Consider the following 12604-nt stretch of genomic DNA (forward strand, 5'->3'; position numbering starts at 1 on the left):
GCGCCGCTCCCCGGGTCGCCGACGGGCTCACCCGTCCTGTGACGCCCACACCTCTCGGTCGGCGTCGCCGCGGTCCACGATCGCCACGTCGCACTGGACGTCCTGAATGCGTTCGAAGGTCGGCGGAGAGACGAGCCGCGAGGCCACGGAACGGTCCCCGCTCGACCCCATGAGGACGAGGTCGTACGCGTCGGCGTTCGCGCCGAGGAACGCCGTCACCTCCGACCGCGCGACCCGCGTCTCGATCGGCCCCGTCGCGGTCTCGACGAGGTTCGCCAGCTTCGTCTCGGCCCGCCTGCGGTCCGACTCGGCGTCGATACAGGTACAGACGCTCACCCCGCCGGTCTCGCCGGCCAGCCGCTCGGCGAAGTCGATCATCGCGTGCGCCGAGTCGCCGGGGCGGGCGACCAACACGAGGACGCGCCGCCAGGCGTCGACGCCCGTCGTCGACCGGAACGCGACGGCGTCGAGGGGGCCGGCGAAGACGCCCCGGGTGAACGGCGAGAGGAGGCCGTCCTCGGTCTCGAACGGCGTCACGAGCAGGTCCGAGTTCGTCGCGCGGGCGGTCTCGACGGCGACCCGCGTCGGATCGCCGTCGGCCGCGACAACCACCTCGCAGGGCAGGTCGAACCGCGCTCGGAGCCGCGCGGCGTGGCGTTCGAGCCGCTCGGCCGCGGTCGCCGCCGCCCGGTCCGTGACCGCTGCCTCGAAGTCGCCGTCGAACGACGCCCGCGCCGACTCCGGGAGGTCCTCGGGCGTCGCGGCGTCGTGATCGTCGAGCATCGCCCGCTCAGCGGCCGCCATCTCCGCGTCGTCGACGACGTCGAGGAGGACGACCTTGCCGGCGTCGTGGGCCGCCGCGAGCTGCGCGCCGAAGAACGCGGTCGTCTCGCTCGTCTCCCCGCGCATCGGCACCAGCACGTGGTCGTCGGCCTGCGTCGTCCCGTAGAGGTAGCGGGCGCGCTCCTCGTAGAACCACCTGCGCCAGACGGCGAACGCGCCCGCGACGAGGCCGCCGGAGACCGCGACGCCCGCGACGTATGCCGCCGCCGGGTCGACGGCGGTGCCGAACACGAGCACCGCGTCGCCGCGCGCGCTCACGAGGACCAGGAGCGCCGTCGAGAAGGCGGCCGGTTCCTCGACGCCGGCCAGCCACGTCAGCCCGCCGCAGAGCATGATCGACAGCCCGGCGCTGAGCGGACTGATCGCGCCCGCCGAGACGCCGCCGATGCCCAGCAGCGAGAGCTCCAGCGCGACCCACCCCGCGAGCGCGCCCGCCACGAGGCCGCCGACGAACGTCCGCGGCGAGGAGTACTGCCCCTCGGGGTCGGCGAAGAGCGTGTAGGTCCCCGACGCCAGCGGCGGGAAGAGGAGGAAAGATAGGTCGGTCAGGTTCGTTATCTGGGTGACGAGCGCGATGAGCACCGGCACGAGCAGCAGCGTCGTCAGGTGGAGGAGGTTGGTCGTGTCCTCGGCCCACTGCCGGAGCTCCACCAGCTCCCGGCGCTCGATCCGGCGTGCCCGTTGACGGGCGGCGACGAGTTTCGCTCGCACCCTGTCCAGCATTACACCCGCTTCGCCCGTGGCGGTCAAGAGCGTGGCGGCGCGCTCGGCTCAGCCGAACAGCCCCTTGATCCTGTCGACGACCGAGTCGCCGTCGTCCGCCTCCTCGGCCTCCCGACGCTGCTGTTCGCGCAGTTCGCGGAGCTTCGCGGCCTGATCGTCGGTCCCCTGTCCGCTGTCGGTCTTCGCCTCACCGCCCTGGAGGCCCTTCAGTTCGGAGACCGCGTCGTTGACCGTGCCGGAGGTCGTCCGGGTCTCGGTCGCCGACCCCGCGAGCTTCTCGGTGTCGACGTCGACATCGTCGACCGCGCTCGTGTTCAGTTCCAGCCGCCGCGTCTCGGAGCGCTCGACGCCGCCCCACGTCAGCTCCGCGTCCTCCAGTTCGCGCTCGATGTCGGCGCGGACCGACTCCTCGGTGACCGCCTCGCCGCCGGCGTCCGGGGCCGGTCCGCCGCCGGCCTCCCCGTCGGCGGCTCCGGATCCGGCCGCGCTCCCGGCGCTCGCGGCCGCGCCGCCCGTCGCGCGCTCGACGCGGTGCGCGACCAGCGCGCCGCCCGTCGCGCCGATGACCGCCACCAGCCCGACGCTGTAGACGGCGACGACCTGCGCGCTGTAGTCGGGGTTCACCACGACGTTCCAGTTGTGCGGGTAGGCCCAGACGAACGCCCCGGTCCCGGCGAGCGTGACCGCGGTGCCCGCGCCCGCGAGGTACAGCATCCGGCGGTCGACCGGCAGGAGGACGACGATGCCGAACAGCAGCGCGGGGAGTCCGACCGCGCCCGCGACGGCGGCGACCTCGCGGACCGCGTACGTCGAGAGCGCGGTCGGGTCGAGCGTCGCGCTGTAGAGGAACACGACGACCCCGATCACCCCGAGCGCGATGCCGGCGAAGAACAGCCCGAACCCGGCGTACACGTCGATCGTCCGGTCCGGGTCCCCGACGTACCGTCGGTAGTACTCGATGAGGACGTTCTCGGCGTCCGCTTCGCTCATGTTCGAACGTTTCCGCCGAGTGTAATGACTGTTACCCCGACCGCGACGGTCGGGCCTCGGGTCGCGCGCGGTCCGAACGCGTTCCGACCGCCGCTCTCCCCCGCCCGACCCCCTGCGTTTTTCACGGCGGGCGACGACGTTGTACCCGAGAATCCGTGTCGTCCGAGTGCCCCCGCTGCGGCGGCGACCTGTCGACGCTCTCGCTCGGCGCTGCCACCGCCGTCGCCTGCGACGACTGCGGCTACGCCGACGTCGAGGCCGACCACTCCGGGGAGCCGGAGGCCGTCGAGAGCTGGGCGGACGCGCTCGCGCGCTTCGAGGAGAACCAGTAGCTGCCCCGAACCAACGACCCGTCCGAACCAACGACCCGTCCGACCGGACCCACACCATGCCCACGCTCGACATCACCGACGACCAGGCGGACCGGATCGAAGCGCTCCGCGAGGAGTTGGCCGCGGCCCACGCCGGCCCGTACGCCTCCGTGGACCGTGAGGACGCGGTCGCGTACCTGCTCGACCTCGCGGCCGCCGTCGACGACCCCGACCGCCTCGCGGAGCCGACGGCCGGCGGCGACGAGAGCCGGGGCGACGCCGCCGACGCCTCGGACGGACCGGAAGCCGACGAACCCTTCGACCGCGAGCGGGCCCGCGAGCTGCTGAGCGCGCGGAACAGGCGGCACACCGACCCCGACCCGGACGACCCGATGGACCTCTCGGACATCGCGTCCGCCTTCGACGTGACGGGGCGGAGCGGGATGACGAAGGCCGAACTCGTCGACGCGATCGTCGACGCGGCCGAGCGCCTCGCCGCCGACCCGTTCGCGCGCGTCGACATCGAACTCGATGACGAGACGGGAGACGGGACCGAGTCGGCGGAAAGCGAGACCGAGCCGGCCGAAACCAAATCGGACGAGGCCGACCCCGAGAATGCGAGCGACGACGCGGACGACGGCGAGGGCGACGGCGAGGACGACGACGATGACGGCGAGGACGACGCCGGCGACGACGGCACCGGACAGCTGAACGCGATGATGAGCCTCCTCGACACCCACGCCGACAAGTGGCGAGAGGGGGACGGCGACGCGCGGTACGAGGTCGATCTGCCGGACGGGAGCGTGGAGACCGCTCGGACGAAAGACGACGTGCGCGCCCTGCTGTTCAGGAACTACTGACGACGACACCACCGACAAATGGGATTCATCGACGCGGTCCGCGCGTGGCTCTTCGGCGCGGACGACGACCCGAGCGAATCGAGCGGCGGAACCGACGCGGGCGACGATGGAGGCGCGGGCGACGGCGGCGACGGAGGCGCGGGCGACGGCGACGGCCTCGACCCCGCGGCGGCGACCGAGACGCGGACCGCGGCCGCCACCGACGACGCGGTCGACGCGCTCCGCGACGTGCGGGAGTCCGGTCCGCCGGGCGGGGGGTCGGACGGGGAGACCGAGTCGCCTCCGTCCGAGGAGACCCCACCCGGTGAGGGCCGCGAGCGCCCGCCGGACGACGACCGCAGGAAGCGTTAGGTGGGCGGAGGGGCACGTGAGGGTATGCCCGACGAGAACGAACTCGGTGCCCCGGTCGCGGCCGACCTCCCGGCGGACGCGACCGACGGCGAGTACGTGGCGCGGACGATCGAACTGGCCGAGGAGGCGGTCGCGGCCGGGAACACCCCGTTCGGCGCGCTGCTCGTCGTCGACGGCGAGGCCGTCCGCGAGGCCAGAAACGAGACGCGGACCGACGACGACGTGGCCGCGCACCCGGAACTGACGCTCGCGCGGTGGGCCGCGAGCGAACTCGACGCCGCCGAGCGGGCGGCCTGTACGATGTACGCCAGCACGGAGCCGTGCCCCATGTGCGCGACCGCGGTCCACTACGCGGGGGTCGGGCGGGTCGTCTTCGGCGTCGACGGCGAGACCCTCGACGAACTCTCCGGGGGGGTGGTACCCATCCCCTGCGAGGAGGTGATCCGGCGCGCCGGCGGCGAGACGACGGTCGAGGGACCGATCGCCGTCGACGCGGCGATGACCGTCCACGAGTCCTTCTTCGGCGAGCCGTGACGGAGGGACCGGAGTCCGGCGACGCTGCGGACCGCGAAGCGCCCGCGATCCTCTCTATCGGAGCCGCGGCGATAGACGAGTGGTACGCGGTCAGCAACCTCCCGGAGCCGGACGGGGGCGCGTTCGCCCGCGAGGTCACGGCCGCGTTCGGCGGCGTGGGGGCGAACGTCGCGGTCGCGCTCGACCGCCTCGGCCGGAACGCCGGGCTCGTGAGCCGCGTCGGCGACGACGAGTACGGGCGGCGGGCGCGGGAACACCTCGCGGAGACCGGCGTCGACGCGACCCACGTCGCGGTCGGCGACGACGCCCACACCCGCTCGCTAATCTTGAGCGACCCGGACGGGGAGCGCGCCATCGTCACCGCGGGCGAGAGCTTCCGCGGCCTGCGCTTGGACGACGCCGCGCTCGCGGCGATGGCCGACGCCGACGCCGTCTTTCTCACCGCCTACGCGCCCGACCGCGTCTCGCGGCGGGTCCTCGACCGGATCGCCGCGCTCCGGGAGAGCGCCGCGGAGGCGGACGGCGACCCGCCCGCGCTCGTCTTCGACCTCTCGGGCTCGGTCGAGGAGCTGGTCGACCGGGGGACCGAGCCGGAGACGATCCACTGGTTCCTCCACGCGGCGGACCTGTTCGTCGCCGACGGGGTGGCCGCGCCCGCCTTCTTCGGATCGGCGGCGGCCGCGGTCGAGCAGATCGCGGCCGCACAGACCGGGGCGTCCGACCGCGGTTCCGGGTCGGAGCCGCGGTCGCGAGGGGAACGCGACGGGGACCCGACGTGGCCTCGGGCCGTCCTCACGCACGGCGCGGACGGGATGACGGCGATCGCCGGCGGCGACGTCTCTCGGTTCGACGCGTTCGAGGTCGAGACCGTCGACGCGACCGGGGCCGGCGACGCGTTCACCGCCGGCCTGATCGACCGCTGGATCGCCGACTCGTCACCGGGAACGCCCGGGGCCGAGGACGGGGTCGCGTCCGAGGACGACGACGGTGCCGCCGGAGACGCCGACGTCGACGCCGGCGTCCGGTTCGCGGGCGCGGTCGCCGCGATCAACTGTACCGCCCGGTTCACCCAACCGGGGCTCCCGACGCGGAGCGAGGTCGCGTCGTTCCTCGCCGAGCGGGGGTACGCCCCCGACGGGAGCCGGTGACCGGCGGCAGGCAGGAGCGGTGAGGAGAGACGAGGTCAGGCGGGGTCACCGGACCGCGTCGGCGGCCCCGACGAGGTCGGCGACGCGGTCCGCGTCGACCGGCGCGGTCGTCTCGCCGCCCCGCTTGAGCGCGGTCCCGACGATCGCGCCGTCGGCGACGCCGAGCAGGTCGGCGACCGTCTCCGGCGTGACGCCGCTGCCGACGAGCACCGGCGTGTCGAGGCCGTGGCGCTCGCGCTCGGCGACGACCGCTTCGAGGGCCTCCGCGTCGACCGCCTCGCCGGTCCCGGAGCCGGAGGCGATCACGGCGTCGGCGAGGCCGCGCTCGGCGGTGTCGGCGAACGACTCGGCGGTGTACCCCTCGGGCGTCAGCGGCGCGGAGTGTTTCACGTCGGTGTCGGCGAAGACGCCGACGTCGACGCCGAGGCGGTCGCGCAGACGGAGCGTCTCGTGGGCGCGGCCCTGAACGATCCCCTGGTCGGTGACGCGAGCGCCGGTGTGGACGTTCACGCGGACGAAGTCGGCGTCGACCGCGGCGGCGACCGAGAGGGCGGCCTCGGCGTCGTTCCGGAGGACGTTGATTCCGAGCGGGAGGTCCGTCTCCGCGGCGACGGCGGTCGCGGCGCGCGTCACGGCGGCGACGACGTGGGGCGGGACGTCGTCGGGGTAGAACGGCGCGTCGCCGAAGTTCTCGATCACGATCCCGTCGACGCCGCCGCGGTCGAGGGCCCGGGCGTCGCTCGCGGCGCGGTCGACCGCGGCCGCCATCGCCCTGCGGCCGTCGTCGGGCGCGCGGGGAGCGCCCGGGAGCGGCGGGAGGTGGACCATGCCGAGCAGCGGGGCGGCCGTGCCGAAGGTGGATTCGAACTCCATCGTCGGAGTCGACGGCGCGGCCGGACAAAAGCCTCCCCACAGCGTTTAGGCCGCCCGCCGCGTGGCTCCGATCGGGATGGGAATCGACGCGACGACGCCCGGCGACGGCGACGTGACGCTCGTCTTCTCGCTCGGGGCCGCGCGCTCGCTCGCCGACCCGGCCGCGGCGTTCGCCGACGCCCGGGAGTGGAGCCGCCACGTCGGAATCATCGCGAACGAGGCCGACGAGGTGGCGGCGTTCGCCCGCGCCCACGGGATCGACAACGACTACGCGCTCACGAGCTGGGACAAGTGGGGGACCCTCGCGGACGTCCGCGAAGAGAGCGCCGCCCCGCGCCGCGTGTTCGTCGGCACCACTCGCGCGGACGAGCGCGTCGCGACCGAGACCGGCTACGAGTTCCTGCCCGTCGACGAGGCGGCCGAGAAGGCCGGGTGGGAGCTGTCGGAGCCGGGGAAGGGAGCGGGCGACGGACGCGGCGGCGACGCCGGCCGCCTCGCCCGCCTGCGACGGCGGGTCGGCGACCTGATCTCGCGGCTCCGGTGACCGCCTCGCGCGCCGGCCGCCCGGGACCGCGACCGCCTCGGCCGCGGAAGGTACAAACCGCTCGTCGCCCAACGTGGGGTATGTCCTCACCGCTCGCGGACGAGCCGGTCGAGCCGGCCGGCGACGACGCGGACCCGCTCGAAGGCGACGAGTACGCCGACCACTTCGCCGAGCTCGGCGACGCGTGGGAGGTCGTCGACGACCACCACTTGGAGGCCAGCTACGAGTTCCCCGACTTCGAGACCGCGCTGGCGTTCACGAACGAGATCGGCGAGCTCGCCGAACGGGAGTGGCACCACCCCGACATCTCGCTGTCGTGGGGCGAGGTCGGGGTCGAGCTCTGGAGCCACGAGGTCGGCGGGCTCACCCGCGCCGACTTCGTGATGGCGGCGAAGATGGACCGACTGTACGCGGACGCCGAGGCGTGACCTGACACATCAACGAACGAGTTTAAACCCCTCCCGGCGAAACGGAGGGTAATGAGCGAGAACGTCTTCCTGGTCCCGATCGACCCGGAGAACTTCGACCGAACGGTCCGGTCCGCGGTGGATCTCACCGAGTACCCGGACCGACCGGCCCCCCTCGCGGACCTCGACGAGGCCCGCCTGTGGGCGGTCGACGACGACAGCGGCAACGGATCGACGTTCGAGAAGATGTCCGAGGGCGACCTCCTCCTGTTCTACACCGACGACGAGTACATCGGTACGGGCCGGATCGGCACGACCTTCGAGGACGACGACCGCTGGACCAGCGGCGCGTTCTGGACCGCCTTCCCGACCACGCGGGTGTACACCGTGACCGACTACGAAGAGGTCTCGGCCCCCAAGCGCGCGGTCAACCGCATCTTCGACTACTCGTCGTCGTACACGCCCGGCTTCATGCGCGTCGCCGACAGCCGGGTGACCGCCGACCTCTCGTCGATCGAGTCCGCGCTGGACCACTACACGAAGCGGAACGCCTGAGCGCGGGCCGAACCGCCGGCTTCTCAGTTCTCGACCGCACCGACGAGCGCCTCGTACGCCGACCCGTAGCGAGACGCGACGCGGCTCGGATCCCCCCGGACCTCGCCGGACAGCGCCGGCAGCGGGACGGTCGCGACCGGTTCGATCATCTCCGTCACCGCGTCGACGTGCTCCTCGCGGGTCCCCTCGCGCGGGCTACCGGCGGCGACCGCGCGGGCCTTCGCGTACCGGTCGCCCGCGTAGACCCGGGCGCGGCCGGGGTCGACGACGGCGACCGCGTCGGGCGCGACCGGTCCGTCGCGCGGCAGCGTCCCGGCCACGTCGGCGTACGACTCGACGACGACCGGGACGGGCGTCCGCGCGACCCGAGCGGCGAGGCGTTCGATCGCCGGGAGGTGCGCCTCGGCCATCACGTCGTTGAACTCGGACACGTCCCGGACGCGCGCGGCGTCGTCGAGGGGGAGCCGCTCCGCGAGCGCGTCGGGGAGCAGGCCCGCATCCTCGGCGGCGGCGTTGACGACGAACCGCGTCCCGGAGTCGGTCGTCACGCGGTCACAGAGGAAGGTGCGGTCGGTATCGCTGAGCATCCCGGTCCGCCCCGGTGTCGGCCGCCAGAGCCGGTGGACGGGGTTGATCGACTCGGGCGCGACCGCCGAGGGCGATGGCGACGCGTCCCCGACCGTCGCGGGCGCTCGGGTGCTCGCTGCCGCCAGCTTCCGCGCGTCCTTCCCGTAGAGGCGGCCCGAGTCGGTCGCGATCCGGTAGTCGTCGTGATCGAACCAGAAGTCGTTGCCCGCGCGGGGCTTGACGCTGACCGCGTCGCCCGCGCGCTCGGCGAGGTGCGCGACCAGTCCCGTCGAGAAGGTGGTCTTCCCGGCGTCGACGCGCGCGCCGCCGGCGACGAGGTAGGTCGGCGGGTCGGACGGCTCCCCGCTCACGCGGACTCGTCGGCGTCGGCTTCCTCGGCCTCGGCCTCCTCGGCTTCGCCGGCCTCGGCCTCCTCGGCTTCGCTCTCCGGCGTCGCCTCGGGCGCGAGCCCGTAGTATCCCGGGCCGTCCTCATGGAGCGGCTCGGCGATCACCATGTCCTCGGCGTGGACCATCACCCACGGGACCGCCCAGTCGACCAGCACGGCCTCGGTGTCGGGGTCGACCTCGGCGTCCGGCTCCAACCCCTGAAGCAGGCGACCGATCTCGGGGACGGTGTACATCTGGTCCGGTTCGAACAGCTCCGCCGGTTCGTAGAAGTCGCACGGGTACGTGGCGTCGAACGCCGACTTCGGTTCGGGCATGCGCGGGGGTACGCGACCGCGTCCGTAAACGCTGCCGATAGCGACTCGATCCAATTCGGTGGCGCGTGCCTGCGAGCGCCCGAAGGGCGCGAGACAGCACGCGCGAGGGACGCGGCGACCGAAGCGAAGCGAAGGGAGCCGCGAGGCTGGGGAGGTGTGAGGCGCGGTTGCTGTGCCGGGCGGGACTCGAAGGGGCAGCCGGGAGGCGGGCACAGGCGAAGCAAGCAGCGTGGCGCGATGCGCCACGGGCAGTCGGCGGCTCCGCCGCCGGCGACACCGCAGGAGCGAGCAACGCGAGCGACGAGGAGCACAGCGAGCGTCTGCCCGCCTCCCGGCTGGGGCTTTGGCGGTCTCGGTCACGATGTCGGATTTGTCGCAGCGAGCGACTGGGAGCTCGGGAGGCTCTGTGTCGGTCAACGACTCGCACGCAGTACCGCATACTCAAAGCTCACACAGTACTCACTACCCGGTCGACACGTCACGAAAAAATGCGGATCTCGACGCGCGTAACGCGTCCTCTCGAACGCGCTTACTCGAACAGCTCGACGGCCTGCTCGTAGCGGTCCGACGGCTCCTCCCAGTCGACGACCTCGAAGAAGTTGTCGACGAACTCGCCGCGGGCCGGGCCGTAGTCGTGGTAGTAGGAGTGCTCCCAGACGTCGAGCGCGAGGACGGGGTGACCGCCCCAGATAGCGCCCTGGTCGTGCTTGTCGACCACGACGTTGCGAAGCTGGTTCGAGAACGTGTCGTACACCAGAAGCGCCCAGCCGCTGGCCGCGGAGGCCGCCGCCTCGAACTCGCCCTTCCAGGCCTCGTACGAGCCGAAGTCCTCCTCGATGCGGTCGGCCAGCTCACCCTCGGGCTCGTCGCCGCCCTCCGGCGACATGTTCTGCCAGAACAGGTCGTGGAGGATGTGACCCGAGGAGTTGTGGGTCACGTTGCGGATGGCTCCGCCCGACGAAGAGAAGTCGTGGGACTCACGGTTCTCTTCGAGCGTTTCCTCGGCAGAGTTCCAGCCGTTTACGTACCCCTGGTGGTGGGTATCGTGGTGCCATTCGAGCACCTGCTCGGAGATGTGCGGTTCCAGCGCGTCGTAATCGTACGGTAACGGATCGAGTTCGTAGCTCATGCTTGTATCACCTACCGATAACATGTGTCGGAACGCTGTTAAAGATAATGCGGCACGCGGTAGCATGCGACACCAGACGCGAGTGTTATCGTCCGTTTCCGCGGAGTAGCGGTGTTGTTGCGGTTCCGGGGCCTCGGGGGCGAGACGCAGAATCGTCCGTGATCGACGGACGGGAGCGACGAGTAACTAAAAATAGTTTCACGTCAGATCGGTCGCTCTCTGATTCGAATCGCAGCAGCCGTTCTCTGCTCACTGTGTTCGCGGAGAAGCGGTGGGACTGGGATTCGAACCGATGCGAGACGTTCGCCCTCGCTCCGCTCGGGCGCTGCGACTCGCAGGCTTCGGATCCGCGCACGAAGCGCGTCCGGCGCGAAAGTGCGCCGGACGCGTCACGGTGGGACTGGGATTCGAACCCAGGAAGCCGTGAGGCTACCTGCTTTCAAGGCAGGCGCAATGGGCCACTCTGCCATCCCACCACACGTGACCGGTCGGCGTCGGTCGACTAAGTGGTGTCGGATTCGACGGCCCCGACGACCCGTCCGACGGGTCAGTCCCGAACTAACCGCTGCTCGCCGTCCTCCGCGACGACATCGAGGCCGTGTTGGTGGACGAACGCCGCGGTGTAGTCCGGAACGACGCGCTCGGCGGCGAACCGCGCCCGGAGGATCGGCACCACGTCGAGGAGGTCCTCGCCGGTCTCCAGCGAGGGCGACGGCTCGATGAAGTCAACCGACCGGTCGGCGTCGCGGCCGCGCTCCGCGAGGGTCGGCAGCGCGGGGGCCTCGAACGCGCCGTCGAAGTGGATCGGTTCGGTGAAGCCGGCGAAGTACGCCCGGCCGTCCGTCGACGGACCGAGCACGACCTCGGTCGTCCGGAGCTTCATCGCGGCCGAGTCGACGAGCGTCCGCGAGAGCAGCGGCGCGGTCGGCGTGACGACCGCGACCGAGTCGGCCCCCTCCTCGCGGAGCAGGTGCGTGACGGTGTTGCCGGCGCGCGCGCCGAACGAGGAGCCGACCTGTCGCTCGAAGCGGACGCCCTCGGTGCCGCCGAGCGTGTCCGCGACGAGCGTCCGCAGCTCCGCCTCCGCGCTCGTCTCGGTCCGATGCTCGGCGGGGAGGTCCTCGTCGTCCGGGAAGTTGACGAGGAGCTCGCCGCCGGAGCGCTCGACCGCGAGGACGGCGTCGCGGAACTGTGCCTCGTAGAGGTCGGCCGCCTCGGCGGGCGACAGGGGCGTCGACTCGGCGAGCGCGGTTCCGACGAGCCCCTCGCGGGGCGGGTTCGCCAGCAGGGCGACGACGGTCATACCGGACGGCGGCGCGGGAGCGCCTTCAAGCCGCCGTTTCGGTTCGGAACGGTGCTCAGGAGAAGTCGCGTCGCATCGCGATCTCGAACCACGGGCAGAGGCGGAGCTGGCGGTACAGCGCCGGGTTCTCGTGGAGGTGGTCGTAGTCGGCCCACAGCATGCCGCCGATCTCCTCCTCGTCGGGGTCGAGCGAGGTGTCGTCGAGGGTGACCTTCAGCACCGCGCACACCTCCCACTCGACGCCCTCGTTGGGATAGTAGCGCTTGTACTCGAACTTGTCCGTCACGCGGAGGTCGTCGTACTGGCCGGGCGAGATGCCGAGCTCCTCCTCGAGGCGCTGCTCGGTGGCGTCCTCCTGCGACTGCCCCTCGACCGGGTGAGAGGCGACCGTGCCGTCCCAGTGGCCGTCCCACAGGCGCTTGTTCGGCGCGCGCTGGGCCAGCAGGATCCGGCCCTCGGTGTCGAAGACAAGGCAGGTGAACGCGCGGTGACGGATCCCGTCGCCCGTGTGCGCGTCGAGGCGGTTCACCGTGCCCTGCGCGACGTCGTCGGGGTCGACCGCGATGACGTCCTGAAGCGCGTTCTCGTGGTCCGTGGCCGCGGCGTCGCCTGCGCCGTCGCCGGCGGGATCGCTCGGCGCGGTCGCGTCTTCGGAACTCATGCGCGTTACGTCGCGGACCAGGGCTAATAAGGGTTCGATACGACGGCCGGTCGGCGGGTCTCCCGCAGGACACGCGCGGGA

16 protein-coding genes and 1 tRNA gene are annotated in these 12604 nt (G+C 72.3%); 8 read left to right on the top strand and 9 right to left on the bottom strand.

The annotated features are described in order from the left end of the window. Positions 1–27 precede the first annotated feature (27 nt). Positions 28–1566, bottom strand: coding sequence for a universal stress protein (locus tag NAF06_RS14880; protein ID WP_049908855.1), 1539 nt, complete (start codon positions 1564–1566; stop codon positions 28–30). 48 nt (positions 1567–1614) lie between these two features. Beyond that, positions 1615–2556: a cell division protein CdpA domain-containing protein gene (locus NAF06_RS14885; protein ID WP_008586339.1), complete on the bottom strand. Its 942-nt coding sequence runs from the start codon at positions 2554–2556 to the stop codon at positions 1615–1617. Positions 2557–2711: 155 nt separating this feature from the next. Here NAF06_RS14885 and NAF06_RS14890 point away from each other — a divergent pair, with 155 nt between their 5' ends. The 5 genes from NAF06_RS14890 to NAF06_RS14910 are packed head-to-tail and all read left to right on the top strand — an operon-like array spanning position 2712 to position 5760. Next, the gene (locus tag NAF06_RS14890) at positions 2712–2888 is read left to right on the top strand and encodes a hypothetical protein (RefSeq protein WP_006628506.1); all 177 of its coding nucleotides are present in this window, start codon (positions 2712–2714) and stop codon (positions 2886–2888) included. 56 nt (positions 2889–2944) lie between these two features. Next, entirely contained in the window at positions 2945–3727 is a 783-nt protein-coding gene (locus tag NAF06_RS14895; protein ID WP_008586335.1) for a hypothetical protein, read from the top strand. Between the two features lie 18 nt (positions 3728–3745). Then, a complete protein-coding gene (locus NAF06_RS14900) occupies positions 3746–4078 on the top strand; it encodes a hypothetical protein (RefSeq protein WP_008586334.1) in 333 nt (110 codons plus the stop codon). Between the two features lie 24 nt (positions 4079–4102). Continuing rightward, complete coding sequence (locus tag NAF06_RS14905; protein WP_008586331.1) at positions 4103–4612, top strand: nucleoside deaminase; 510 nt, start codon at positions 4103–4105, stop codon at positions 4610–4612. Next, positions 4609–5760, top strand: coding sequence for a carbohydrate kinase family protein (locus tag NAF06_RS14910; RefSeq protein WP_008586330.1), 1152 nt, complete (start codon positions 4609–4611; stop codon positions 5758–5760). Before NAF06_RS14905 ends, NAF06_RS14910 begins: the two co-directional genes overlap by 4 nt. Positions 5761–5805: 45 nt before the next feature. Here NAF06_RS14910 and NAF06_RS14915 read toward each other — a convergent pair whose 3' ends face one another. Next, positions 5806–6633 carry a BtpA/SgcQ family protein gene (locus NAF06_RS14915; RefSeq protein WP_008586328.1) on the bottom strand — a complete coding sequence of 276 codons (828 nt, stop codon included), beginning with the start codon at positions 6631–6633 and terminating at the stop codon, positions 5806–5808. Between the two features lie 76 nt (positions 6634–6709). Between NAF06_RS14915 and NAF06_RS14920 the strand changes: the two genes are divergently transcribed. The 3 genes from NAF06_RS14920 (at position 6710) to NAF06_RS14930 (ending at position 8139) form a co-directional block, all read left to right on the top strand. Beyond that, on the top strand, positions 6710–7177 hold the full coding sequence (locus NAF06_RS14920) for a DUF7124 domain-containing protein (RefSeq protein WP_008586326.1): 468 nt from the start codon (positions 6710–6712) through the stop codon (positions 7175–7177). A gap of 80 nt (positions 7178–7257) precedes the next feature. After that, positions 7258–7605 (top strand): 4a-hydroxytetrahydrobiopterin dehydratase, encoded by a 348-nt coding sequence (locus NAF06_RS14925; RefSeq protein ID WP_008586324.1) that lies wholly within the window; start codon positions 7258–7260, stop codon positions 7603–7605. A 51-nt stretch (positions 7606–7656) separates the two neighbouring features. Beyond that, a complete protein-coding gene (locus tag NAF06_RS14930) occupies positions 7657–8139 on the top strand; it encodes a hypothetical protein (RefSeq protein ID WP_008586322.1) in 483 nt (160 codons plus the stop codon). A 23-nt stretch (positions 8140–8162) separates the two neighbouring features. Here the strand turns inward: NAF06_RS14930 and NAF06_RS14935 are convergent, their stop codons facing one another. From NAF06_RS14935 to idi, 6 genes are all read right to left on the bottom strand, one after another. Beyond that, a complete protein-coding gene (locus NAF06_RS14935; RefSeq protein ID WP_008586320.1) occupies positions 8163–9077 on the bottom strand; it encodes a hypothetical protein in 915 nt (304 codons plus the stop codon). Next, positions 9074–9430, bottom strand: a complete 357-nt coding sequence (locus NAF06_RS14940) for a DUF5827 family protein (RefSeq protein ID WP_008586317.1) — start codon at positions 9428–9430, stop codon at positions 9074–9076. Before NAF06_RS14940 ends, NAF06_RS14935 begins: the two co-directional genes overlap by 4 nt. A gap of 529 nt (positions 9431–9959) precedes the next feature. After that, a complete protein-coding gene (gene sod, locus NAF06_RS14945) occupies positions 9960–10559 on the bottom strand; it encodes a superoxide dismutase (RefSeq protein ID WP_251106170.1) in 600 nt (199 codons plus the stop codon). A gap of 392 nt (positions 10560–10951) precedes the next feature. Continuing rightward, positions 10952–11035 (bottom strand) — tRNA-Ser (locus NAF06_RS14950). Between the two features lie 71 nt (positions 11036–11106). Then, the gene (locus NAF06_RS14955) at positions 11107–11862 is read right to left on the bottom strand and encodes a DUF2064 domain-containing protein (RefSeq protein ID WP_008586310.1); all 756 of its coding nucleotides are present in this window, start codon (positions 11860–11862) and stop codon (positions 11107–11109) included. A 55-nt stretch (positions 11863–11917) separates the two neighbouring features. Next, positions 11918–12523, bottom strand: coding sequence for an isopentenyl-diphosphate Delta-isomerase (gene idi / locus NAF06_RS14960; RefSeq protein WP_008586308.1), 606 nt, complete (start codon positions 12521–12523; stop codon positions 11918–11920). Positions 12524–12604: the final 81 nt, after the last annotated feature.

It is taken from the genome of Halorubrum hochsteinianum (assembly GCF_023702125.1).
GTDB classification, from domain to species: domain Archaea; phylum Halobacteriota; class Halobacteria; order Halobacteriales; family Haloferacaceae; genus Halorubrum; species Halorubrum hochsteinianum.

Bases quoted from the DNA above. Each gene is read 5' to 3' on its own strand.
- NAF06_RS14955 (WP_008586310.1), bottom strand. From the start codon at position 11,862: ATGACCGTCGTCGCCCTGCTGGCGAACCCGCCCCGCGAGGGGCTCGTC.
- NAF06_RS14885 (WP_008586339.1), bottom strand. From the start codon at position 2,556: ATGAGCGAAGCGGACGCCGAGAACGTCCTCATCGAGTACTACCGACGG.
- NAF06_RS14925 (WP_008586324.1), top strand. From the start codon at position 7,258: ATGTCCTCACCGCTCGCGGACGAGCCGGTCGAGCCGGCCGGCGACGAC.
- sod (WP_251106170.1), bottom strand. From the start codon at position 10,559: ATGAGCTACGAACTCGATCCGTTACCGTACGATTACGACGCGCTGGAA.
- NAF06_RS14900 (WP_008586334.1), top strand. From the start codon at position 3,746: ATGGGATTCATCGACGCGGTCCGCGCGTGGCTCTTCGGCGCGGACGAC.
- NAF06_RS14915 (WP_008586328.1), bottom strand. From the start codon at position 6,633: ATGGAGTTCGAATCCACCTTCGGCACGGCCGCCCCGCTGCTCGGCATG.
- NAF06_RS14880 (WP_049908855.1), bottom strand. From the start codon at position 1,566: ATGCTGGACAGGGTGCGAGCGAAACTCGTCGCCGCCCGTCAACGGGCA.
- NAF06_RS14895 (WP_008586335.1), top strand. From the start codon at position 2,945: ATGCCCACGCTCGACATCACCGACGACCAGGCGGACCGGATCGAAGCG.
- NAF06_RS14940 (WP_008586317.1), bottom strand. From the start codon at position 9,430: ATGCCCGAACCGAAGTCGGCGTTCGACGCCACGTACCCGTGCGACTTC.
- NAF06_RS14930 (WP_008586322.1), top strand. From the start codon at position 7,657: ATGAGCGAGAACGTCTTCCTGGTCCCGATCGACCCGGAGAACTTCGAC.
- NAF06_RS14905 (WP_008586331.1), top strand. From the start codon at position 4,103: ATGCCCGACGAGAACGAACTCGGTGCCCCGGTCGCGGCCGACCTCCCG.
- NAF06_RS14920 (WP_008586326.1), top strand. From the start codon at position 6,710: ATGGGAATCGACGCGACGACGCCCGGCGACGGCGACGTGACGCTCGTC.
- idi (WP_008586308.1), bottom strand. From the start codon at position 12,523: ATGAGTTCCGAAGACGCGACCGCGCCGAGCGATCCCGCCGGCGACGGC.